Consider the following 23470-nt stretch of genomic DNA (forward strand, 5'->3'; position numbering starts at 1 on the left):
GCTTCCTGGCCTGGCGGCAAACCATCCCGGCAGTCGGGTCGCCTCGGCCGGCAACCCGTCCGGCAGCGGCAAATTTCGGTCTGGGGGGATCAGGCCGTATCATTCGCACCGACATCGCTTTGCCCCCTTCATTTCCGATCCCCGTTCATGAGCTACAACGCCAGCGACATTGCCGTACTGAAGGGCCTGGAGCCCGTCAAGCTGCGGCCCGGGATGTACACCCGCACCGAGAACCCCCTGCACATCATCCAGGAGGTGATCGACAACGCCGCCGACGAGGCCATCGCCGGCCACGCCAAGCGCCTTTCGGTGATCCTCCACGACGACGGCTCCGTCTCGGTGGCCGACGACGGCCGCGGCATCCCGGTGGAAATCCACCCGGTGGAAGGGGTGCCGACGGTGGAAGTGGTCTATACCCGCCTCCACGCCGGCGGCAAGTTCAACAAGGGCGCCGGCGGCGCCTACACCTTCTCCGGCGGCCTGCACGGCGTCGGCGTGTCGGTCACCAACGCCCTGTCCACCCGTCTCGAGGTCGAGGTGGTGCGCGACGGCGCCATGCACCGCCTGGTGTTTTCCGGCGGCGACGTGATCGAGCCCCTGGTGCGGGTCGGCGACGCGCCCAAGCGCGCCAGCGGCACCCGGGTGCGGGTCTGGCCCGACGTCAAATACTTCGATTCCCCGACCATCCCGCGCCACGAGCTGGAGCGCACCCTGCGCTCCAAGGCCGTGTTGCTGCCGCGCTTCCAGGTCAGCTTCACGGTGGAAAAGACCGGCGAGGAAAAGGTCTGGATGTACGAATCGGGCATGCGCGACTACCTGGCCGAGCAGCTTTCCGGCAGCGACCTGCTGGTGCCGATGATCGTTGGCGAGAAGTACATCACCAGCCGCGACGACGACACCTTCGCCGAGGGCGAGGGCGCCGCCTGGTCGGTGGCCTGGAGCGAAGAGGGCGGCGGCGCGGTGCGCGAGTCCTACGTGAACCTGATCCCCACCCCCGGCGGCGGCACCCACGAAGCCGGCCTGCGCGAAGGGGTGTTCGGCGCCCTGAAGACCTTCATGGAGCACCACAGCCTGGTGCCCAAGGGCGTCAAGCTCTTGCCCGACGACCTGTTCGGCCGGGCCAGCTTCGTCCTCTCGGCCCGGGTGCTCGACCCCTCCTTCCAGGGCCAGACCAAGGACCGGCTGAACAGCCGCGACGCGGTGCGCCTGGTTGGCAGCATGATCCGCGACCCCTTCGAGCTGTGGCTCAACGAGCACGTGGACGACGCCAAGAAGCTCGCCGAGCTGGCCATCAAGCAGGCCCAGAGCCGTCTGCGCGCCGCCCAGAAGGTGGAAAAGAAGAAGAGCAGCGGCGTGGCCGTGCTGCCCGGCAAGCTCACCGACTGCGAAACCGACGAGGCTGCCCGGGCCGAACTGTTCCTGGTGGAAGGCGATTCCGCCGGCGGCTCGGCCAAGCAGGGCCGCAGCAAGGAATTCCAGGCCGTGCTGCCCCTGCGCGGCAAGGTGCTCAACACCTGGGAAGTGGAGCGCGACAGCCTCTACGGCAACGCCGAGGTCCACGACATCGCCGTGGCCCTGGGCATCGAGCCCCACGACTTCAACGACAACGCCGACCTGTCCGGCCTGCGCTACCACAAGCTGATCGTGCTGTCGGACGCGGACGTCGATGGTTCCCACATCCAGACCCTGCTGCTCACCCTGTTCTGCCGCCACTTTCCGATGCTGGTGGCCCGGGGCCACGTCTATGTGGCCCAGCCGCCCCTGTTCCGCCTCGACGTGCCGGGCCAGGGCAAGAACCGGCCGCCGAAGAAGCTTTACGCCCTGGACGAGGAAGAACGGGAAGCCCTGCTCGACAAGCTCGGCCGCGACGGCATCAAGGCCGACCGGGTGTCGATCAGCCGCTTCAAGGGCCTGGGCGAGATGAGCGCCGAACAGCTCTGGGAAACCACCCTCAATCCGGACACCCGTCGCCTGGTACAGATCAGCATCGACCGGGCCGGCTGGGACGAGATGGTGGCCATGATGCGCATGCTCATGGGCAAGGGCGAATCCGGTTCCCGCCGGGAATGGATGGAACGGCGCGGCAACGAAGTCGAAGCCGACGTTTGACGCAGATTAGAGTAGGCAGACCATGACCCACCCCACCGACGACCTGACGCCGGACCTGTTCGCCCCGGGCGCCGCCACGGCGACGGAGACGGAAACCGGCACGGCCGTGCAGGACGAGGCCGACCTGGCCCTGTCCGCCGCCGGCGACGACGCTCCGGCCGACGCCGCCGATCTGGACCTCCCGGCCCCGGGCCCCGCCGCCCCGCCGGCGCCTCCCCAGGCCCCCACTCCCTTCGTCTGGGACGGCGAATCCCCGTTCCCCCTGCACCGCTACGCCGAGGACGCCTACCTGCGCTACGCCATGAGCGTGGTGCGCTCCCGGGCCATTCCCGACACCGCCGACGGCATGAAGCCGGTGCAGCGGCGCATCATCTTCGCCATGCACGAGCTGGGGCTCAACGCCACCACCAAGCCGGTCAAGTCGGCCCGGGTGGTGGGGGACGTGATCGGTAAGTACCACCCCCACGGCGACACCGCGGTGTACGACGCCATGGTGCGGGTGGCCCAGGACTTTTCCCTGCGCTATCCCCTGGTGGACGGCCACGGCAACTTCGGTTCCCGGGACGGCGACGGGGCGGCGGCGATGCGCTACACCGAATGCCGCCTCACCCCCATCGCCCAGCTGCTGCTGGCCGAGATCGACAAGGGCACCGTCGACTTCCAGCCCAACTACGACGGCGCCTTCAAGGAACCCCAGTACCTGCCGGCCCGGCTGCCGATGCTGCTGCTCAACGGCGCCTCGGGCATCGCCGTGGGCATGGCCACCGAGATTCCCTCCCACAACCTGCGCGAAGTGGCCAAGGCCGCCGTGGCCTTGCTCAAGAAGCCCGAGCTGACCACCGCCGAGCTGCTCGAACACGTCCAGGGCCCGGACTACCCGGGGGGCGGCCAGATCATCTCCACCGCCGCCGAGATCCGCGACGCCTACGAGAGCGGCCGCGGCTCCCTCAAGGTGCGCGCCCGCTACACGGTCGAGGAACTGGCCCGGGGCCAGTGGCAGCTAGTGGTGACCGAGCTGCCGCCGGGCACCTCGTCCCAGAAGGTGCTCGAAGAGATCGAGGAACTGACCAACCCCAAGGTCAAGAAGGGCAAGAAGACCCTCACCCAGGAGCAGAGCCAGACCAAGCAGCTGATCCTGGCCCAGCTCGACCGGGTGCGCGACGAATCGGACAAGGACCACGCCGTGCGCCTGGTGTTCGAGCCTCGCTCCTCCAAGCTCGACCCCCAGGAATTCGCCACCCTGCTGCTCGCCCACACCAGCCTGGAGAGTTCCGCCTCCATCAACCTGGTGGCCCTGGGCCTGGACGGCCGGCCCGGCCAGCGCACCCTGCGCGGCCTGCTCGACGAGTGGACCACCTTCCGCCGCACCACCGTGCAGCGGCGCTGCGAGCACCGCCTGGGTCAGGTGGAAGACCGCATCCACATCCTCGAAGGGCGGCGCCTGGTGCTGCTCAACATCGACGAGGTGATCGCCCTGATCCGCGAGTCGGACGAGCCCAAGGCCGACCTGATCGTGCGCTTCCACCTCACCGAGCGCCAAGCCGAGGACATCCTGGAAATCCGCCTGCGCCAGTTGGCCCGGCTGGAAGCGATCAAGATCGAGCAGGAACTGTCGGAACTGGAAATCGAGCGGGGCGAACTCAACCGCCTGCTCGACGATCCCGCCGCCATGACCGCCCAGATCATCAAGGAGATCAAGGACGACGCCGCCAAGTACGGCGACGAGCGCCGCACCGTCATCGAGGAAGCCTCCCGCGCCCAGGTCACCCAGGCCGTGGTGGACGAGCCGGTTACCGTGATCCTGTCGAAGAAGGGCTTTATCCGCACCCGCCAGGGCCACGGCGTGGACCTGGGCACCATCACCTTCAAGGAAGGGGACGGCCTGTTCGCCACCAGCGCCTGCCGCACCGTGGACCAGGCCATCCTGCTGCTCGACAACGGCCGGGCCTGCTCGATTCCCGTGGCCAGCATCCCGGGTGGCCGGGGCGACGGTGCGCCGATCACCTCCATGATCGACACCGCCGGGGCCAAGCTCGCCGCCTTCGTCGCCGGCCCCGCCGACCTGGGCCTGCTGATCGCCACCAGCGCCGGCTACGGCTTCACCTGCCGCCTTGGCGACATGATCGGCCGCACCAAGGCCGGCAAGCAGTTCGTCACCGTGGACGACGGCGCCGCCATCCTGCCGCCGACGCCGCTGAAAACCGGCGAGGTGCCCATGGTCGCGGCCCTGTCCTCGGACGAGAAGCTGCTGATTTTCCCCCTGCTCGACGTCAAGGAACTGTCCGGCGGCGGCAAGGGCGTGATCCTGATGGGTCTGGCCGACAACGCCAGCCTGATTTCGGTGGCGGTGGTCACCGACCCGGCGGTGGTGGTGGAAGGCACCGGCCGCGCCGGGGCGAAAAAGGTGGCGACCATTGCCGGCGGCGCCATCGGCGAGTACCTGAGCCAGCGTGCGCGCAAGGGCAAGAAGACCCCGGACGCCGCCGGCAAGCCGGTGCTGGTGCGGGCCGTGGAGGAAAACAAGGCCTGACCGGCCAAAGCCGATCAGCCTTTTCCCAGGGCCTGCGCCAAACCCCGCGCCAGGAGCCAGTCTCCAGGCACACCCCGTTCACACCCTGTGAAACGCCGCGCCAGTCGCGGCGTTTCACATGATGGGGAGCGTTGTTAGCCGGGGGCGGAGGGGCGCGTCCGACCGATTCGGCTGCCGGAGCGGCGGGGTGGCGGGGTGGCGGGGCGGGATTACGGCAATTTGCCGCTTTTTGCCAGTTTTTGCGCGTTTCTTCCCGGCGGCTCCGGTATACCATTGCATTTGCACAATGCTATTTCTGCCGGACACGAGGGATACCCATGGACCCCATCGCAAGCGAGAACAAAACCGGGGCCGCGCTGAACGCTCAGCGCTTTCAGATGCTGGAAGACATCGCCAAGGAGTTGCAGGGCGATGTGACCTTTCCCACCTGCTTCGACGTGGTGGTGCGCCTGCGCAAGGCGCTCAACGACCCCGACGTGGCCCTGGGCCATGTCGTCACCCTGCTCGGCGCCGAGCCCCTGATCAGCAGCAAGCTGCTGCATCTGGCCAATTCCGCCGCCTTCTGCCCGGGCGACAACAAGGTCCGCGACCTGCGTGGCGCCGTGGAGCGGGTGGGGCTGAAGACCGTGCGCACGGTGGCGATCTCCACCGCCATGAAGCAGCTCATCCTGGCCCGGGACATGGCCTGCTTCAGCGAGCTGATGACCAGCCTGTGGGAGCACTCGCTGCAAACCGCCAGCGCCGCCAGCGTGATCGCCGCCCGGCTCACCCGCATCAACCCGGGGGAAGCCATGCTGGCCGGGCTGATCCACGACCTGGGGGCCTTCTACATGCTCTACCGGGCGGCCCAGTACGAAGAGCTGCGGGTCCGGCCCGACACGGTGCGCTACCTGATCATCCAGTGGCACGAGAGCATCGGCGACACCCTGTTCCATGCCCTGGGCCTGGAAGAAGGGTTGATCGAGGCCCTGCGCGACCATGACCAGCCGCGCCCTGTGCCGGTGACGCCGAAGAGCCTCGGCGACGTCATCTTCGTCGCCAACATCCTGGGCGGCGGCCTGTTCGAGTGGCTCGGCCAGGACAAGGAAATGGTAGCCGAATGGGAGGAATCCCTCGGCGATACCTACCTCTCGCTGCGCGACGAAATCAAGCAGCGTTGCGAGGAAATCCGCGCCGAGTTCGTCTGAACCGTCTGATGCCCTGGACGCTGCCCGATCCGGGGGGCCTCCCCGGCCTGCCGGCGCAACGGCCTCAGGGTGCGCGGCCTAAGTGCCGCCCTGTGTCAGCCGATCAGCGCCCCGGCGCCGTTGCGGCGGCGGGAACAACTGGGGCGGCGGGTGCGGTGGCCGCGGTGGTCCGCGGCAACTGGCGCTTGGGAATGCGCCAGCTCGGGTCCGGGTCGTAACGGGTCATCTCCCGCGCCAGCACATCGGTGCGAGGGCCCAAATTCTTCTCGAAGACGATCCCGTTCTGGTTGACGATGAAGGTCATCACCCCGGTTTCGCCGTAGCGCGCCGGGAAGGCCACCAGGGCGAAACCGCCGCTCAGGCGCCCGTTTTCCACATAATCGGCCGCCCCGCCCGGGGCGTGGGCCCCTTGCCGGGTCAGGATGCGGTAGTAGTAGCCGTGGTACGGCGCCGGCGCGATGCCGCCCGGGGGCTGCTCGCCGCTGGCCGCCGCGGCCACCATGGGGCCCAGAGGGCTTTCCGGTTCATTCTGCCCTTCCTGCCCCTGGGGCCAGTACAGCCCGTCCTGCCGGCCGTCGCTGCTTCCCAGCCGCTCGGCGTAGCGGCGCCGGCCATCGGCGTCGGTGTGGCGCAGGGCATATTCCCGCTGGGCTTCCACATAGGCGCGGCAGACCTGGATGGCGTTCAATTCGTTGCGGCCGATGCGCCGGGACAGGATTTCTTCCTCACCGGCCCGGGTGTCGAAGCGCCAGCCCTTGCCCGCCTTGGCCAGGGGGATGGGAAACGGGAAATTGTCCTGGCCCAGGATCAGCAGGGCCCGGTCGTCCCCCACCGGCTCGATGGCGTGGTGGGCGTCGTAGGCGGCAGCCAGGGTGGCCCGGGCGTGTTGCGTGGCGGCCGGATCGTCGCTGTGGAGCAGGCGCTGGCCCCGGGGGCCGAAGAGGCGCGCCAGGTCCGCCGTCCGGCCGCTGTGCCAGGCGGCGGCCAGGGCCTCGCCGGCCTGTTCCGGCGTGGCGAAGGTGCGTTGCCCACCCACGCCGTGCCCGCCGGCCTGGGCGCCGGCGGCATGGAGCACCAGGGCGGTGGCGAGGGCCGCGCCGATGCGGGCGAGGGGGGTACGGTGAATGGGCTGGATGCGGGGGATGGTGTGGGCCATGGTGGTTCCGCCGGTGTCGTCCATGCGTCGTTGAAGGGGCAAAACTGGGCCGGGGCTGGCTGGATCAGCGGTGGTGGCCGCCGCCTTGCTGCCGGCCACCGCTGTCGCCGCCGCCATGGGGGGCCGGCGCCGGCATGGACTGGCGGCTTTCCCAGCCGCGTTCGGCCTGGCCGCGGATTTCGGCGCCCCGGCCGTAGGATTCGAACACCGGGGGCGGGGCCGGGCGATAGACCGGGGCCGGCGCGGGGATGGGCCGTTCCACCGCCGGTGCGGGCCGAGGCGCCTGGAATGGGCGTTCCTGGGGCCGGTTGAACTGCCGTTCCGGCGGTGCTCCATAGAGCGGGGCCGACGGTTGCTGGGGCCTGGATTGGGGAACGGGTTGTGAAACGGACGGGGGGGCGTTGGGACGGTTCGGCGTCTGGAAGCCGGCACTGCCTGGCGAGCGGGGTTGGACCGGCGTCGGGCCGGCACCGGCCTGGCCGCGCAGGGCGCCGGGCACCTGCCCGGCATTGGGCCCGGCGGCGGGATAGCCGCGGAACGTCCGCTGGGCTTCCGGGGAGCCCTGGGCGCCGAGGAAGCGGGCGCGGGTGGCCGGGTCCCGATAGGGCACGCTGCCCCGGTGGGCGGGATCGTGCTGCCAGATGCCGGACGTTACCGGCGGGCGGTGCCAGTTGATGGCGTTGAAGCGGGCCGGATCGACGCGCAGGTAGTGATGGTGCCAGTCGAAGATTCCCCAGCCCCACAGGGGCACCACCACGGCAAAGGCCAGGCCGTAGTCGATGCCGAGGGCGAAATCCGTCGGGTAGAGGGGGAAGTAGTAGGGCGGGTAGGCTGGGTAGGGCCAGACGCCGTACACCGTGGCTGGATCGTAGGCCGGCAGGTAGACGTACTGGGCGTCGGCGGGCTCGATCAGGGTCTCCGGGCCGTCCTGGGAGACCACGGCCTGGGGCGTCGAGCGCAGGGTGCCCGCCGCCCGGGCCCGGGCGCGCAGGCGCTGCACCGCGTCCATCACCTCGGGCTGCTGGGCCAGGAAGGCGTCGCCGAGGCGCTGCATCCAGGCCAGCTGGTCGTTCATCATTTGCAGGATTTGGGGAAAGGGCACCAGGGACTTCACGCTCGGGTCCCAATCCTGGGCTTGCAGGGCCACTGCCAGCCGGTTGCCCTTCAGGCCGGCGTTGCCCGGCTCCTGGAGCCAACGGGCGGCCTCCACCACTTCCAGGGGGTAGGTGGCGGCGATCAGGATTTGCCCCAGCAGGGGGTCAGGATAGAGGGCGATGGGGGCCACCAGCTGTTCCAGCTGGGGCGCGCTGAACGGCGCCGGTGCCGGTGTCTGGACCTGGGCATAGTCCACCGCCGGCCAGGCCAGGGCCAGGATCGCGGCAACCCAGGCTAGGGCGCGCCACAGCGTCGCCTTCATGATCGGCCTCCTTGTGGTGACGGACACCCGCGCGCGGCGATGCCGCATTCGGGCCTTCAAGGTTAGAGGGCCACGCTACCGCCCCGGTTCGTCCCCGCCCTGTAAAAAAGCGTAAGCCCCGGCCGGACCGGGGCGGCTGCCCTGCTAGAGGGTGTAGAAGCCGTCGTCGTAAGCGGTGGCGTAGGCTTTCCAGTCGTCCTTCACCTGCTCGGCGCAGCCCTCGGCCAGGGACAGCAGGGTGGGGCGCCAGCGCGGGTCGTGGCCGAAATCGATCAATTCGTCGGCACTGGCCGAGCCGTCCCGGCCGCTGCTGCGCAGCTGGTCCCAGGCCGCCAGTTCGCCCATGGTGCGCAGCACGCTTTCCAGGCGGCGCAGCTTGCGCCCGTTGCCGCCGTCCAGGGCCACCCGGTCCTCGCTGGGCAGGAGGCCGCGCAGGATGTAGGCCTTCTTGCCCATCGTCACCGGCTGGAGGAAGGCCATGGACACCGCCTGGGAGCGCCGCTGCACCGCCACCACCCGTTCCGCCTCGCTCTTCCAGCGGGGCTGCTTGAGGTGCAGGTGGGGGACCAGGGAGGAGGGCAGGGCCTCCTTCAGGTCCAGGATGTAGTTGCCGTCCGGCGAGCCCTTGCCGGCCACCAGGATGGCGTAGCGGTCCACCCCCAGGCTGCCGGTGCCGGCGATGCGCCGGGCCACGTCGATGACCTTGTAGAACTCCGGGTTGGGCTGGGTCTTGGCGAAGGCGGCCATGAAAGCTTCCACCTTGGCCCGCTGCTTGGCGCTGGCGGGCAGGGCCTTGCGGCCGTCGACGCGCAGGACCCGCTTACGCCCCTTGGGGGTCTTAAGGGTGCTGCGGCTGTCGAGGAAGGCGGAGCGGGGGCGGTTGCGCAGGCTGTCGAGCAGTTCGCGCACCAGGCCCTCGGCGGTGTCCCGCTCGATCCAGCGGGCCTTGCCCTGGGCCAACCCATTGGCGTAGCCCTCTAGGAACACCTGGCCCAGGGCCAGGGCCTCGGCCCGGTTCACCTTGAGGCTGGCGGCGGCCACCAGGATGCTGGTGAGCAGCCGCACCGGGTCCCAGGTGCAGGGGGCCAGGGCCGCCTCGTCGAAATCGTTCAGGTCGAAGTAGGCGAGCCGGTTGTCGCCCTTGTAGCTGCCGAAGTTCTCCAGGTGCAGGTCGCCGCACACCCAGGCCGCCGGGGCGTGGCGGAAGATGCGCTCGTTGGGCAGGCGGTCGTAGAACAGGTGGCAGGTGCCGCGCAGGAAGACGAAGGGGCTCGCGCGCATGTTGCGGTACTTGAGCACCAGGCGCTCCGGGTCGCGGCCGGCGTTGTAGTCGCGGATGCAGGTAAGGGCGTCGAACATGGCGGTCCTTTCTTCGTGACGGGGGGCGGGACGGGAACGGCGGGGCGGATCGCGGGACGGATCAGGGCGCCACGGCGAGCAGGATCTTGCCGATGTGGGCGCTCGATTCCATCAGCCGGTGGGCCTCTGCCGCCTGCTCCATGGGAAAGGTGGCGTGAATGCGGGATTTCACCCGGCCCTCGGCAAGGGCCGGCCAGACGTGTGCGAGCAGGGCGTCGCGGATCGCTTCCTTCTCCTCGCGGCTGCGCGGGCGCAGGGTCGAGCCGGTGATGGTCAGGCGCTTGGTCATTACCGGCAGGAAGTCGAAAGGCACCTTGCTGCCATTGAGGAAGGCGATGTACACCAGCCGGCCGTCGCGGCGCAGCAGGGAAACGTTCTTCTGCACGTAGTCGCCCCCCACCATGTCGAGGATCACGTCCACCCCTTCGCCGTTGGTGGCGGCGCGGATTTCCTCGACGAAGTCCTGGCGGCGGTATTCCACCACCCCATCGGCGCCGAAGGCGCGGCAGGCGGCGGCCTTCTCGGCGTTGCCCACGGTGGTGAACACCTGGGCGCCGGTGAGCTTGCCGAGCTGGATGGCGGCCAGGCCGATGCCGCTGGAACCGCCGTGCACCAGCAGCCGCTCACCGGCCTTGAGATGGGCGATGTCGCGCAGGTTGGACCACACGGTGAACCAGTTCTCGGGCAGGCCGGCGGCCTGTTCGAGCGGCACGCCGGCCGGCACCGGCAGGGCGTGGCCGGCCGGCACCGCGCAGTATTCGGCGTAGCCGCCCCCCGGGGCCAGGGCGACGACCGGGTCTCCCACCCGCCAGGCATCCACGCCCTCGCCCAGGGCGGCCACCTCGCCGGCCACCTCCAGGCCCAGGATCGGCGAGGCCCCCGGCGGGGGCGGGTAGAGCCCCTTGCGCTGGAACACGTCGGGCCGGTTGATGCCGGCATAGCGCACCTGGACGAGAATCTCGCCGGGGCCGGGCTTGGGCACCGGGCCTTGGGCCACGTGCAGGGTGGCCGGGTCTGGGGAGGGGGTGTAGGCGACGTAGCGCATGGAGTCGGGCAGCATGGCATCCTCGAAAAACGATGAAACGCGCCCAGCGCAAGCGGTGGGCGGCAAGGTCCCGGGGCGGGGGGCGCCTGCCGGGCGGGTCTGACGATGCAGCCATGATATACGGCTGGTGCTGACCGGGTTCCGCCGAAGCGCGCGGCAGCGTGCCGCCGGGGCGCTACAATGGCGCCCCGCGCCGCGTTTCCGGTGTTCAGCGGCGACGGCGGGCGCGTCCCCCCGGCCTTTGTGCATCCATTCCTCGCCTGTCTTCTCGTCTGCCCATCACCATGCCGCTTCTCACCGCCACCGGCGCCTGCCTTGCCTACGGCCACGTGCCGCTCCTCGACCACGCCGATTTCCAGCTCGACAAGGGGGAGCGGGTGGCCCTGATCGGCCGCAACGGCAGCGGCAAGTCGTCCCTGTTGAAAGCCCTGGCCGGGGTGGGGCACCTGGACGACGGCGACATCTGGCGCCAGCCGGCCCTCAAGCTCGCCTACGTGCCCCAGGAACCGCCGCTCAACCCGGAATCCACCGTGTTCGAGGCGGTGGTGGACGGCATGGGCGACACCTCGGCCCTGCTCGCCGAGTACCACGCCGTCTCCCATGCCATGGCCGAGGCGGACGCCGACCACGAACCCCTGCTGGCCCGCATGCAGGAACTGCAGAGCGAACTGGACGCCCGGGGCGCCTGGTCCTACGCCTCCCAGGCCGACCGGGTGATCGAGCGCTTCGGCCTGGACCCGGACGCCAAGGTGGCCAGCCTGTCCGGCGGCCAGAAGAAGCGCCTGGCCCTGGCCCAGGCCCTGGCCATCGGCCCGGAGGCGCTGCTGCTCGACGAACCGACCAACCACCTGGACCTGGACGCCATCGCCTGGCTCGAAGAGCAGCTGGTGTCCGCCGGGGTGACGCTGCTGTTCATCACCCACGACCGGCGCTTCCTCGACCGGCTCGCCACCCGCATCGTCGAACTCGACCGGGGCAAGCTGGCCAGCTACCCGGGGTCGTTCACCGCCTACCAGGAGCGCAAGGAGCAGGAGCTCAAGGACGAGGCCCTGGCCAACGCCCGCTTCGACAAGCTGCTCAAGGAAGAAGAGGTGTGGATTCGCAAGGGCGTCGAAGCCCGGCGCACCCGGGCCGTGTTCCGCGTCCAGCGCCTCGACCAGCTGCGCAGCGAGCGGGCGGCGCGGCGCGAGCAGCAGGGCCGGGTGGACTTCAACCTGGACGCCGGCGAGAAGAGCGGCAAGGTGGTGGCCGAGCTGGCCCACGTCGGCAAGGCCTTTGGCGACAAGACGGTGATCCGCGACTTCTCCTGCCGCATCCTGCGCGGCGACAAGATCGGCCTGATCGGCCCCAACGGCGCCGGCAAGACCACCCTGCTCAAGCTCATCCTCGGCCAGCTGGAGCCCGATTCCGGTACCGTTCGCCTGGGCACCAAGATGCAGGTGGCCTACTTCGACCAGTTCCGCGAGGCCCTGGACCCGGAGGCGGCCCTCACCGACGTGATTTCCCCGGGGTCCGATACGGTGGAGATCAACGGCGAGAAGAAGCACGTCATCGGCTACCTGGGCGACTTCCTGTTCGCCCCGGAGCGGGCCCGTTCGCCGGTCAAGAGCCTGTCCGGCGGCGAGCGCAACCGGCTGCTGCTGGCCCGCCTGTTCGCCCGCCCGGCCAACGTGCTGGTGCTCGACGAACCGACCAACGACCTGGACATCGACACCCTGGAACTGCTGGAGAATCTGTTGCAGGACTACCCGGGCACCGTCTTCCTGGTCAGCCACGACCGGGCCTTCCTCGACAACGTGGTGACCCAGGTGATCGCCGCCGAGGGCAACGGCGTGTGGCGCGAGCACGTCGGCGGTTACGACGACTGGGCCCGTTGGCGGGTGGCCCAGGGGGCGCGTCCCTCGGGCTTCGCCGACGCGCCCGCCGCGAACGCCGCGCCGCGCAAGGCGTCCAGCGATGCCCCTGTCGAGAAGGCCGCCCCGTCTGGGGTTTCGGCCGATGCCCCGGCCAAGGCCAAGCCGGTCAAGCTGTCCTACAAGGAGCAGCGCGAACTCGATGCCCTTCCCGACCGCATCGCCGCCCTGGAATCCGAACAGGCCGCCCTGACCCAGCGCCTGGAAGACCCCAACCTCTACGCCAACGCCCCCCAGGAGGCCAACGCCTTCGCCGCGCGCCTGTCGGCCATCGACGACGAGCTGCTGGAACTGCTCGGCCGCTGGGAGGAGCTGGAGGCCAAGCAGAAGGGCGCCTGAGCGCCCCGACCTACTCCTGGGATTCGGGGATGGCCTGGCGCACCGGCAGGATGACCTGGAAGCGGGTACCCACCCCTACCTCGCTGTCCACTTCGATGCGCCCGTGGTGGCGCTGGACGATGCCGTAGGAGAGGGAGAGGCCGAGGCCGGTGCCCTTGCCCACCGGCTTGGTGGTGAAGAAGGGGTCGAAGATGCGGGCCAGGTTTTCCCGGGAGATGCCGCAGCCGGTGTCGGTGATGCCGATGCACACCTCGTCCTGTTCCGGCAGGTGGCGGGTGGTGACGGTAATGCGCCCCTTGTCCTGGATGGCGTGGGCCGCATTCACCAGCAGGTTGAGGAACACCTGGTTGAGCTGGCTCAGATTGGCCTCGATGGGCGGCAGCTCTCCCAGGTCGGTGACCACCTCGGCCTTGTACTTCAGTTCGTTGTGCACGATGTTGAGGGTGGAGGCGATCCCCGGGTTCAGGTCCACCCAGGCGAACTTGCCCTCGTCCGGGTGGGAGAAATCGCGCAGGTCCTGGACGATCTTGCGCACCCGGGCCACCCCGTCCCGGGATTCGGCCAGCAGCTTGGGCACGTCGTCGCGCAGGAATTCCAGGTCCCGTTCCGCGCTGGCGGCGAGGATGCGCTGGCGCAGCGGATGCCCGTCGGGCAGGGCGTCACCCACCTCTTCGAGCAGGTCGGCGAGGGCGAACAGGTCCTCCAGGTAGGAGCTCAACGAGCCCAGGTTCGATTGGACGAAGCCCACCGGGTTGTTGATCTCGTGGGCCACGCCGGCGGCCAGCTGGCCGATGGAGGCCATCTTTTCCGAATACAGCAACTGCTGCTTGGTGTCTTCCAGGCGGGTGATCAGGGCCGCCTGTTCCTTCTTTTCTCGTTGCAGGGCGACTTCCGTTTCCTTGCGCTCGACCAGTTCCCGGCGCAGTTCGTCGTTGCGCTGGTTGAGTTCGGTCGAGGTCAGGTCCAGGGCCCGCTTGATCAGGTCCAGATCCCGGTCGGATTGTTCGTAGGCTTCGCTCACGGCGGCGAACAGGGCCGGCCAGGCCGGGGCGTCGGGTGCGGGCAGGGGGGTGTCCTCCGCCGTTTTCAGGTAACGGCGGAGTTGGCGCTGGAGCAGCGGGTGCATGGCGGGGCGTCGCTCGGTCAGTCGTCGAGGTGAATGGCCCCGTCGGGGCCACGCCGGACCTGGGTGATGCCCGGCTCTTCTGCCTCTAGGCGGCGGCGCTCCAGTTCCTCGGCGGACAGCTGGCCCAGCTCGCCGCGGCGCTCGTCGGCCAGGCGTCGGGCTTCCTCGTCCTTGGCCTGGTCCGCCAGGGCCGCCGCCAGGGCGTCGGCCATCTCCCGGTCGTCCCAGGGCTTGATCAGGTAGCGCTGGAGGCCCACGTCGTTGACCGCGCTGACCAGCACGTCGAAGTCGGTGACGCCGGACAGCATCAGCCGCCGCGCCCGGGGCTGGAGTTCGCTGAAGGCCTTGAGGAAGGCCAGCCCGTCGAGTTCGGGCATGCGGTAGTCGCTCACCACCAGGGCGAAGGGCACTTCCAGGGCCCGGGCCAGGGCCGCCCGGGGCGAGGTGTGGGCCTCGACCTGGGCCGTGCCGGCCAGCTCCCGGCGCAGGAGGCGTTGCAGGGCGGACAGCACGTGGGGTTCGTCATCCACCAGCAGGATGCGGGGCAGGGGGCGTTCAGCCATGGCGGGGGGCCTCCACGGGGGGGCGGACGTGCAGTTGCAGGCGGCCGCCCTCGGCGCGCTCGTAGTCGCCGATCTGGCGGATCAGGCCTTCGTCCAGGATGTAGTCGGCGGCCAGGAGCAGGACGCCCTCCCGGCTGATGAAGTCGCGGGACAGCACCATGCCCGGCTTGAGGTCCGCCGGGGCCAGGGCCAGGTCGGTGACCTGGGCTTCCTTGGCGCCGCCGGAGAGGGCGAAGAAAGTCTCCACCACCTGGGGGTCGTAGCGCTTGCCCTTGCCCTGGAGCAGGTGCTGGCGGGCCTCCTGCTCGTCCAGGCGCCGGCCGGTGACGCTGCCCTCGCGCAGGCCGTCGTAGTCGTTGGCCAGGGCCAGGATGCGGGCGCCCAGGGGGATGATCAGACCGGACAGCCCTTCCGGATAGCCCTGGCCGTCGTAACGCTCGTGGTGGGAACGGATCAGCCGGGCGGCGCCGCGCAGGTCCTCCAGGGCCATCAGGGCCTGTTCGCCCTTGGCTGGGTGTTTGCGCCACAGGCCGCGCTCGTCGGCGCTCATCTGGGGTTCCGGCTTGTTCAGCAGGTGGTCGGGGATGCCGATCTTGCCGATGTCGTGGAGCAGACCGGCAAGAAAGACGTCCTGGACTTCCCAGGGGGCCAGGCCCATGTGCTTGGCGATGCGCCGCGCCAGGTCGGCGACCCGGCGGGAATGGCCGGCCATGCGCCCCTCGCGCAGCTCGATCAGGTTGGCGAAGACCCGGATCGAGGTCATGAAGCCGGTCTTGAGCTTGTCGTTGGCCTTGCGCAGTTCCTCGGTGCGGGCCCGGACCTTGTCCTCCAGGCTGGCGTTGAGGGCCTTCAACTCTTCGTTCTGGGCCTGGGTGAGGGCCTCCAGCCGGGCCTTTTCCCGCTCCAGGGACTGGCGATCGAGCACGTCGCGCACCGTCAGCAGCACCTCGCCGTCGTTCCACGGCTTGGCGATGTAGCGGTAGATCTCGCCCTGGTTGATGGCCGCCACGGTGGATTCGATGTCGGCGTAGCCGGTGAGCAGGATGCGCGCCGGCCGGGGCCAGCGGGCCTTGACCTGGGCGAGGAAGCGGGCGCCGTCCATCTCCGGCATGCGCATGTCCGAGATCACCACGTCCACCGCGCCGTTCTCGGCCTCGAGCAGGGCCAGCCCTTCGGCGCCGCCGTTGGCGATCAGGACCCGGTAGCCGGTGGGGCGGAACAGGCGGCGCAGGGCCGAGAGGATGTTGGCCTCGTCATCCACGCACAGGATGGTGGCGGGCTGGGGGGCGCCGTCGGTCATGGGGGTGTTCCCTCTTTGGTCTGGCTGGGCTGGCGTACCGGCAGGACCACCCGGAAGGTGGTGCCCTGGCCGGGTTGGCTGGTGACGAGGATCTGGCCGTGGTGCTTCTGGACGATGCCGTAGGAGAGGGAGAGGCCGAGGCCGGTGCCCTTGCCCACCGGCTTGGTGGTGAAGAAGGGGTCGAAGATGCGGTGCAGGTGCTCCGGCGCGATGCCCCGGCCGGTGTCGGCCACTTCGACCCAGACCCGTTCGTCGGCATCGCTGCCGCTGTGCCCGGTGCGCAGGGTGATGCGCCCGCGCTCGCCGTCGGGCATGGCGTGGGCGGCGTTGACCAGCAGGTTGAGGAAGACCTGGTTGAGCTGGGAGGGCAGGCATTCGATTTCCGGCAGGGCGCCGTAGTCGCGCACCACCTCGGCCCGGTACTTGACCTCGTTGTTGACAATGTTGAGGGTGGAGTCGAGGCCCTGGCGCAGGTCGGCCCGTTGCCAGTCCTGGCCGGAATCGAGGCGAGAAAAATCCTTCAGGTCGGCGACGATCTTGCGCACCCGGTCGATGCCCTCCTGGGACTGGGCCGTCAGGTCCGGCAGGTCTTCGAGCAGGAAGTCGAAGTCCCGCTCCTGCTTGAGCCGGGCCACTTCCTGGGCAGCGGGGTGCTCGGGCGGCAACTGGGCCGCCGCCGCGTCCAGGGCTGCGAGCACGGCATGCACGTCGCCAAGGTAGCGCTCCAGGGTGGTGAGGTTGGACTGGACGTAGCCGATCGGGTTGTTGATCTCGTGGGCGACGCCGGCGGCCAACTGGCCGATGGATGCCAGCTTTTCCGACTGCACCAGCTGTTCCTGGGTTTCCTGGAGGCGGGCGTTCACTTCCACCAGTTCGGCGTTGCGGCGGCGCAGCTCGGCTTCCGAGGCTTCCCGTTTGGCCACGTCCTCTTCCAGGGCCTGCTTGGCCTGGGCGAGCTGGGCGGTGCGGCGTTCCACCAGGGTTTCCAGTTCGGCATGGGCGTTGCGCAGGGCGGCTTCGGCCTCCTTGCGCTCGGTGATGTCCACCAGGGTTTCGATGGCGCCGATGATCCGCCCCTGGTCGTCGTGCAGTGGGGCGGCGGTGAAGAACAGCCAGCGCCCGCCGGTGCCGAAGCGGGGAAAGAATCCCTCGGCCTCGTAGGCGCCGGGGATGACCTCGGAGCGGCGGTAGAAGTTGCCGTAGAAGCTGTCGATGCGCGCTTCGATGTCGCCGTCCACGATCAGGTCGGCCAGCACCGGCCGCTCCGTGTCGTAGAAGCCGGTCCAGGCCAGTCGGGTACCGAGCAGGCGGGCGGCGGGGGTGCCGGTGATCAGGCCGCAGGCGGCGTTCCAGTGGGTGACGCGGTGCTCGGCGTCGATGACGAAGGTGGGCACCGGATCGCCGTCGATGATCTGTTGCAGCACCTGCTGGATGTGGCGCTGGGCGGCTTCGGCCTGGCGCCGCTCGGTGATGTCGATGGCGGTGCCCAGGGCGGCGTAGCCGTCGTCGTAGTCGATGCGGGTGGCGGTGACTTCGAGCCAGCGGATGTCGCCGCCCTTGGTGCGGATCGGTACTTCGTAGATCGGCGCCACCGGTTCGCCCCGCAGCCGTGCGGCGGCCCGGGCGCGCAGGCTCTCCTGGGCGTCCGGCCGGGCCAGCTGGTAGAACGGCATGCCCAGCAGCTCGTCCCGGCTGTAGCCGGAAATGCGCTCCATGGCCCGGTTGGCGTAGATCAACCGTTCGCCCTGGTGGAGAAAAACCGCGGCGCTGATGGTCTCGGTGAGGCCGCGGAAGCGGGCCTCGCTGTGGCGGAACTGCTGCTCGGCCTCCACCAGCCGGGTGATGTCCGAGCCCAGCCCGACGTAGCAACATGGAGCATCGCCGTCCCCGGGCAGGGGCACTACGGTGAGCTCGATCCAGAACTCGCTGCCGTCCTTGCGCCGGTTGGCCACTTCGCCGCGCCAGTCGAACCCGGACCGGGCGGTCTGCCACATGGTGCGGAAGAAGTCCTCGGGGTGGCGCCCGCTGGAGAGCAGGGCGGAGCGCTGCCCGATCAGTTCGTCCCGGGTGTAGCCGCTGGCGTCGCAGAAGCGGTCGTTGACGTAGAGGATGATGCCCGCGTCGTCCACTACGCTGACTTGCAGGTGGCGCAGCAGAACCTGGTCGCCCAGGGCGGCGGAAAGGTCAGGCAATGAGGGCATGGAGGGTGTCCTCGAATTCGCCGGCGATGCGGTCCAGGGCTGGTGGCAGGTTTGCCCAGGAGATGTTGAGGCGGGCCCAGGCGGTGTCGGAAAGGGTCGGCACCGGCTCGTCGGGAGGGGTGGCCAGGGCCAGGGCGTGGGACAGAACGTTGGCGGTGTGGGTGAGGTCCGCCAGGGAATCGGCGGTGGCGTCGTCGGGCTGGTGGTGCAGGGCGATGGCCTCCCGGATCGCCACCGGCAATCCCCAGCGCTCGGCCAGCAGGGCGCCGGCCTCGGCGTGGGTGGTGCCGATCATCTGGCGTTCCACGTCGAGCAGGGGGCTGGCGTGCCGCTGGATCCTCTGGTGGATGGCCGCGTAGTGGGCCGGGAAGGAGACGGCCAATACCAGTTGGCCGATGTCGTGGAGCAGGCCGGCGGCGAAGGCCGATTCCGGGTTGCGCCCGGCCAGCAGGGCCAGGTGGCGGGCGGACACGGCGGTGCCGATGCTGTGGCGCCAGAAGGGGTGGGGGTCGAAGTGCTTGTCTGGCTTGAGGGTGGCCAGGGCCTGGACCGCCGCGGCGGATATGACCAGGGAGCGCACGGCGCGGAAGCCGAGCACGACGATGGCTTCCTGGATCGACACCACCTGGCCCTGGAGGCCGTAGAAGGGAGAATTGGCGACGCGCAGGGCCCGGGCGGCCAGGGTCTGGTCGGCGGCGATGCGCCGGGCGAGCAGGCCCGTGTCCATGTCTTCCATCTCGTTCAGGCTCAGCAGGTCGGAGGCGATGCTGGGCAAGGTGGGCAGGGCCGCGATCCGGGCGGCGATTTCCTCGAGACTGGGCCGGGGCGGGAGATGGTCGGACATGGTCAGTCCTCCGCTTTGCCCAGTTGTCGCGTCAGCAGTACCTGGAAAAGGGCCCGACTGGCCGGGTTGTCGCCTGCCTGGGCGAAGCGCCGTTTCAGTTGGCGGCGGATTTCCTTTTCCCGGGCGGTGGCCGGGTCGCCGGCCGCTGGGTCGGGCGGGACGACGGGCAGGCTGGCGATGCCCTGGCGGGCCAGTTCTTCGAGCCGGCGGGCATCGAGCCGGGAGCCGGCGGTGAGGATCGTCTGGCCGGCAGCATCCAGCAGGTCGGCGCCCAGGTGCATGTCCGGCGCGATGTCGGCGATCGGCATCCAGAGCGGCGGGGTCGTCATGGCGCGGCTCCTTCCGGGATCAGGGTGATGGCGAGCCCTCGCCCCGCCGAGGACAGGCCCAAGGCGTGGCGGCAGGCCCGGTAGGTGCGGCCGCCCAGAGTCACCGGCAATTCCTGGGCATTCTCGCGCAGGAAGCTGTCCACCACCTGAGGTGGGAGCACCGTGCCCAGGGGCAGGCCGAGCAGACCGCCCTGGGGACCCACCAAGTCTTCGGCCAAGTTGTTCATGGCGACGATCAGGCCGTCTTCGTCCACCCCGAGCAAGGGCCAGGGCAGGACTTCCAGGACCTCGTGCAGCACGCCCAGGGCGGTTTCGTTGCGGCTGATGCGCTCTTCCCGCTCGGCGAGCAGCTGTTGCAGGCGCTGGTTGGTCGCCTCCAGCTCCCGGTTGGCCCGTTGCACGGCGCTGGCCAGGCGCAGGTTCTCGTCCGCCAACTCTTTCTGGCGGAAGGCCTCGGCGATGTGCTCGCGCAGGTGGTCGTCGTCCCAGGGCTTGGTCAGGAACTTGTAGATGGCGCCCTCGTTGATGGCGCCGGTGATCGATTGCAGCTCGGTGTAGCCGGACAGGACGATGCGGACCGTGTTGGGGAAGAGAACCTTGGCGCGGCGTAGGAATTCGACCCCGGTCATGCCCGGCATGCGCTGGTCGGAGATGATCACGTCCACCGGATGGTTGGCCAGTACCTCCAGGCCCTCTTCGCCACCCGCGGCGGTGAGAATCTCGTAGCCTTCCTTGCGCAGCAGGCGCTTCATGGCCGAGAGAATGTTGGCCTCGTCGTCCACCAGCAACAGGGTGCGCTTCTTCTCCTGGGGGCGGATCAGGTCGCCTGGAATCGCCTTGCCTGCCATGAGCATCTGCTCCATCTCGGCGGCCGGCACGGGGCGGCTGAAGTAGTAGCCCTGAATCTCGTCGCAGCGGTTGGCGATGAGCAGGGCCAGTTGGGCCTCGGTTTCCACACCTTCGGCGATCACCTTCATTTGCAGGGCGTGGGCCATGGTGATCACCGCCCGGGTGATGGAGATGTCGTTGGGATCGGCGGCAATGTCCTGGACGAAGGAGCGGTCCACCTTCACCGCATCCAGGGGGAAGCGCTTCAGGTAGGCCAGGCTCGAATAGCCGGTGCCGAAATCGTCCACCGACAGCCGTACCCCCATGGCGCGCAACTCGGTGAGGATGGCGATGGTGTCCTCCACATCCTCCATCAGCATCGATTCGGTCAGTTCCAGTTCCAGCCAGCGCGGCGGCAGGCCGGTATCGGCCAGGGCCTGGCGCACCTTGGCCACCAGGTTGCCTTCCTGGAGCTGGCGTCCCGACAGGTTCACCGCCATGGTGAACGGCCCCAGCCCCTGGGCGTGCCACCGGGCGGCCTGGATGCAGGCCTGGCGCAGCACCCAGTGGCCCACCGCCAGCACCAGCCCGCTTTCTTCCATGGCCGGGATGAACTCGGCGGGGGACACCAGCCCGCGCTGGGGATGCTGCCAGCGGATCAGGGCCTCGGCGCCGATGATGGTGCCGTTGCTACAGCTGACCTTGGGCTGGTAGTGGAGGATGAATTGGTCTTCCTGGATCGCCTGGCGCAGGGAGTGTTCGGTCTGGAGCTTGGTGCGCAGCCGCTCGTTGGCGGCGGCCTCGAAGAAGCGGTAGCTGCCGCCGCCGTTTTCCTTGGCGTCGTGCAGGGCGGTTTCCGCCCGGTAGAGCAACTGGTCGATGCTGTCGCCGTCGGTGGGAAAGGCGGCGATGCCGATGCTGGTGCCCAGGTACAGAGTGTGGCCGTCCACATCGAGGGGGGCGGAAGTCTGCTCGATCAGGCGGCGGGCGGCATTGGCGATGTCGATAGGGCTGTCCAGTTCGCTCAGGAAAACGCCGAACAGGTCGCCGCCGAGCCGGCCGAGCAGGTCACCGGCGCGCAGGTCGCGCCCCAGGCGCCGGGCCAGCTGGGCCAGGGCCTCGTCCCCGGTCCGGTAGCCCAGGTTCTCGTTGACGCTCTGGAAACCGTCCAGGCCCAGGCAGAACAGCACCGCCTGGCGGTGGTGCCGCTCGGCATGGCGCAGCGATTCGGCCACCTGCTCGCGGAACTGGTTGCGGTTGGGCAGGCCGGTGAGCTCGTCGAAGTGGGCCAGGTGGTGGGCCCGGGCCTCCGCCGCCAGGGCGTCGGTGACGTCGAAGGCGATGCCGCCGATGGTGTGGGGGCGCGGGCCGTCGCCGATGGCGAAGCTCTTCATGTGCAGCCAGCGCACCTCGCCGGTGGGGCCGATGACCCGGAAGCGGATATCCAGCCCCCCGTAGGGGCGGCGGTGGAGGGAGGCCCGCAAGCGGCCCACCTCTTCCGGATGGACCCGGTTCAGCCAGTCGAAGCGGTCGGCGAAGAGCGCGTCCCGGGAGGCGTTCCAGACCTTTTCATAGGCCGGGTTGGCGTAGACCACCCGCCGTTCGATCACATCCACCAGCCAGAGGCTTTCCGGCAGGAACTCGGCCAAAAGGGCAATACGTTCCGCCAGCCCGGCCGGAGGCGGGCTCGTGGTGATTGTGGACGTGGGTTCCATGCCGGGCGCGTATATGGGGTTTGGCTTCAATCTTTTCGCCAAATCCCAAAAACTGCAAGGGCATATGTCCTATGCCTAGCACCGCATTCGGGGGGAAGACCTGTTTCCCCTGGGGGCGGAGCGGTCAGCCTTTTATCGACTTGGCGTAGCTGGCCCGGTCCAGGTCGGCGATCTCGGCGGAAAGCTGGATCGTCAGGCCGTCCACCGCCGGCACCCCGGCGTGGAGGGCCCCGGCCACGGCGGCGGCCAGTTCCTGCTTCACTTCCGGCGGGCGGCCGGAGAGGATCGCCAGCCGCACATGGACGAAGCCCCGGCCGGTGTTGTGCACGCCGATGGCGTAGTCGTCGAGGCGGATCGCCCGGCTCTTGATGTCCGGCTCGTCGAAATGGCCCGAGGCGGCCAGCTCGGCGTTGATGCCGGCGAGCAGGGTAGGGGCGTCCAGGGCACCGTCCAGGTTGGCGGTGTATTCCAGGGTCAGGTGGGGCATGGGGAATCCTTGGGCGGTGGCGCCCGCCGCGACGGCGGCGGGCAAGGGGCAATGGTAAGGCCGGCCGGGCAGAGGTGTCCGAACGCGGCGCCCGCAAGGGGCGCCTAAAGCGGGGCGCCTTCGGCCCACAGCCAGGGCAGGCCGGCCACGGCGGCGAAGAACAGGGCCAGGTGGAACAGGCACCACAGGCCGTAGCGGCGGGCGAGCTTGGCTTCGGACAGATTGCTCACCAGGAACAGGCGGCCGTCGGCGGGGCGGGCGAGGAGGTGGATGTCCGGGGCGGCGCGCAGGGCGTCGTGGTTGCGCGCCACCTCGCGCTTGGCCGCCTGGCGGGCGAGCAGCCATTCCTGTTCGTCGATGGTGCCGTCGCCGTTCAGGTCGAAGCGCCTGGCCAGGGCGGCCGGGTCCTTCTTCCATTCGGCCAGCAGGTCGCGCACGTCGGCGTTGGGGTCCAGCTCCCCGGACAGGCCGGTGACGGTGCGGAAGTCGCCGATGGCGTAGAGCGGGTCGCCATTGAGCAGCAGCCACAGGGTGGTGCGGGTGTCGTCGGCGACGGTGGTTTCCTTGTGCCGGGTGACGATTTCGGCGCCAGCCGGGTCGATCAGGCACTGGCCGGTGCCGTCGTCGAGGATGAAGGAGCCCTCGGACTCGCTGCGCTGCACCTCGGTCCATTCCCGCTTGTGGTTGCGCTCTTCCACCAGGTAGCGGAACCACAGGCAGGGCACGTGGCGGCCCGGGGCGACGATGGGCAGGCCGTCCAGGGGGCGGCCGGTGCCGGTCAGTTCGGCGTAGCCCTGGGCGGCGGTGGCTACCTTGGCGGTGGGAGTGTCGGTGATGGCGCGGCGGCGCCGGTAGGCCGAGGCCCAGGCGACCAGGCTGATCGCTGCCAGCAGCGCGATGCACACCAGCCAGCCGAGGCGGGAGTGGGTCTGGGCGGCGATGGCCAGCAGCACCAGCTGGACACCGGAGGTGGCCCAGTGGACGCTGCTCCAGCGGCTGAGGCGCAGGCCGTCGAACACAGC

The 23470-nt window shown here is 69.5% G+C and carries 17 protein-coding genes; 4 read left to right on the forward strand and 13 right to left on the reverse strand.

The genetic code is table 11. The features are described 5' to 3' along the window. Window positions 1-147 precede the first annotated feature (147 nt). The 3 genes from parE (at window position 148) to V7Z98_RS13045 (ending at window position 5826) form a co-directional block, all read left to right on the forward strand. A complete protein-coding gene (parE, locus tag V7Z98_RS13035; RefSeq protein WP_293260092.1) occupies window positions 148-2109 on the forward strand; it encodes a DNA topoisomerase IV subunit B in 1962 nt (653 codons plus the stop codon). 22 nt (window positions 2110-2131) lie between these two features. After that, a complete protein-coding gene (gene parC / locus V7Z98_RS13040; protein ID WP_334158428.1) occupies window positions 2132-4639 on the forward strand; it encodes a DNA topoisomerase IV subunit A in 2508 nt (835 codons plus the stop codon). A gap of 317 nt (window positions 4640-4956) precedes the next feature. After that, on the forward strand, window positions 4957-5826 hold the full coding sequence (locus V7Z98_RS13045) for an HDOD domain-containing protein (protein ID WP_293260098.1): 870 nt from the start codon (window positions 4957-4959) through the stop codon (window positions 5824-5826). Window positions 5827-5929: 103 nt separating this feature from the next. Here V7Z98_RS13045 and V7Z98_RS13050 read toward each other — a convergent pair whose 3' ends face one another. From V7Z98_RS13050 to V7Z98_RS13065, 4 genes are all read right to left on the reverse strand, one after another. Then, window positions 5930-6982 carry a DUF2950 domain-containing protein gene (locus V7Z98_RS13050; RefSeq protein ID WP_334158429.1) on the reverse strand — a complete coding sequence of 351 codons (1053 nt, stop codon included), beginning with the start codon at window positions 6980-6982 and terminating at the stop codon, window positions 5930-5932. 64 nt (window positions 6983-7046) lie between these two features. Beyond that, window positions 7047-8399, reverse strand: a complete 1353-nt coding sequence (locus V7Z98_RS13055) for a DUF3300 domain-containing protein (protein WP_334158430.1) — start codon at window positions 8397-8399, stop codon at window positions 7047-7049. Between the two features lie 144 nt (window positions 8400-8543). Continuing rightward, on the reverse strand, window positions 8544-9758 hold the full coding sequence (locus V7Z98_RS13060) for a DUF2252 domain-containing protein (protein WP_334158431.1): 1215 nt from the start codon (window positions 9756-9758) through the stop codon (window positions 8544-8546). A gap of 61 nt (window positions 9759-9819) precedes the next feature. Next, a complete protein-coding gene (locus V7Z98_RS13065) occupies window positions 9820-10818 on the reverse strand; it encodes an NAD(P)H-quinone oxidoreductase (RefSeq protein ID WP_334158433.1) in 999 nt (332 codons plus the stop codon). A 269-nt stretch (window positions 10819-11087) separates the two neighbouring features. Here V7Z98_RS13065 and V7Z98_RS13070 point away from each other — a divergent pair, with 269 nt between their 5' ends. Next, window positions 11088-13055, forward strand: coding sequence for an ATP-binding cassette domain-containing protein (locus V7Z98_RS13070; protein WP_334158434.1), 1968 nt, complete (start codon window positions 11088-11090; stop codon window positions 13053-13055). Window positions 13056-13065: 10 nt separating this feature from the next. Here V7Z98_RS13070 and V7Z98_RS13075 read toward each other — a convergent pair whose 3' ends face one another. The 9 genes from V7Z98_RS13075 to V7Z98_RS13115 form a co-directional block, all read right to left on the reverse strand. Then, the gene (locus tag V7Z98_RS13075) at window positions 13066-14181 is read right to left on the reverse strand and encodes an ATP-binding protein (protein WP_334158435.1); all 1116 of its coding nucleotides are present in this window, start codon (window positions 14179-14181) and stop codon (window positions 13066-13068) included. Between the two features lie 17 nt (window positions 14182-14198). Continuing rightward, the gene (locus V7Z98_RS13080) at window positions 14199-14744 is read right to left on the reverse strand and encodes a response regulator (protein ID WP_334158436.1); all 546 of its coding nucleotides are present in this window, start codon (window positions 14742-14744) and stop codon (window positions 14199-14201) included. Further along, window positions 14737-16044, reverse strand: coding sequence for an HD domain-containing phosphohydrolase (locus V7Z98_RS13085; protein ID WP_293260122.1), 1308 nt, complete (start codon window positions 16042-16044; stop codon window positions 14737-14739). The genes V7Z98_RS13080 and V7Z98_RS13085 overlap by 8 nt, the downstream gene beginning before the upstream one ends. Then, complete coding sequence (locus tag V7Z98_RS13090) at window positions 16041-18245, reverse strand: PAS domain S-box protein (protein ID WP_334158437.1); 2205 nt, start codon at window positions 18243-18245, stop codon at window positions 16041-16043. The genes V7Z98_RS13085 and V7Z98_RS13090 overlap by 4 nt, the downstream gene beginning before the upstream one ends. Then, window positions 18229-19089, reverse strand: a complete 861-nt coding sequence (locus tag V7Z98_RS13095) for an HDOD domain-containing protein (RefSeq protein WP_293260128.1) — start codon at window positions 19087-19089, stop codon at window positions 18229-18231. The genes V7Z98_RS13090 and V7Z98_RS13095 overlap by 17 nt, the downstream gene beginning before the upstream one ends. Window positions 19090-19091: 2 nt before the next feature. Then, window positions 19092-19418, reverse strand: coding sequence for a hypothetical protein (locus V7Z98_RS13100; RefSeq protein ID WP_293260131.1), 327 nt, complete (start codon window positions 19416-19418; stop codon window positions 19092-19094). Next, window positions 19415-21961, reverse strand: a complete 2547-nt coding sequence (locus tag V7Z98_RS13105; RefSeq protein WP_334158438.1) for an EAL domain-containing protein — start codon at window positions 21959-21961, stop codon at window positions 19415-19417. Before V7Z98_RS13105 ends, V7Z98_RS13100 begins: the two co-directional genes overlap by 4 nt. A 124-nt stretch (window positions 21962-22085) precedes the next feature. Then, on the reverse strand, window positions 22086-22448 hold the full coding sequence (locus V7Z98_RS13110; protein WP_293260137.1) for a 5-carboxymethyl-2-hydroxymuconate Delta-isomerase: 363 nt from the start codon (window positions 22446-22448) through the stop codon (window positions 22086-22088). A 104-nt stretch (window positions 22449-22552) separates the two neighbouring features. Further along, window positions 22553-23467, reverse strand: coding sequence for a hypothetical protein (locus V7Z98_RS13115; RefSeq protein ID WP_334158440.1), 915 nt, complete (start codon window positions 23465-23467; stop codon window positions 22553-22555). Between the last annotated feature and the right edge of the window lie 3 nt (window positions 23468-23470).

It is taken from the genome of Oryzomicrobium sp., assembly GCF_036820405.1.
Taxonomy (GTDB): domain Bacteria; phylum Pseudomonadota; class Gammaproteobacteria; order Burkholderiales; family Rhodocyclaceae; genus Oryzomicrobium.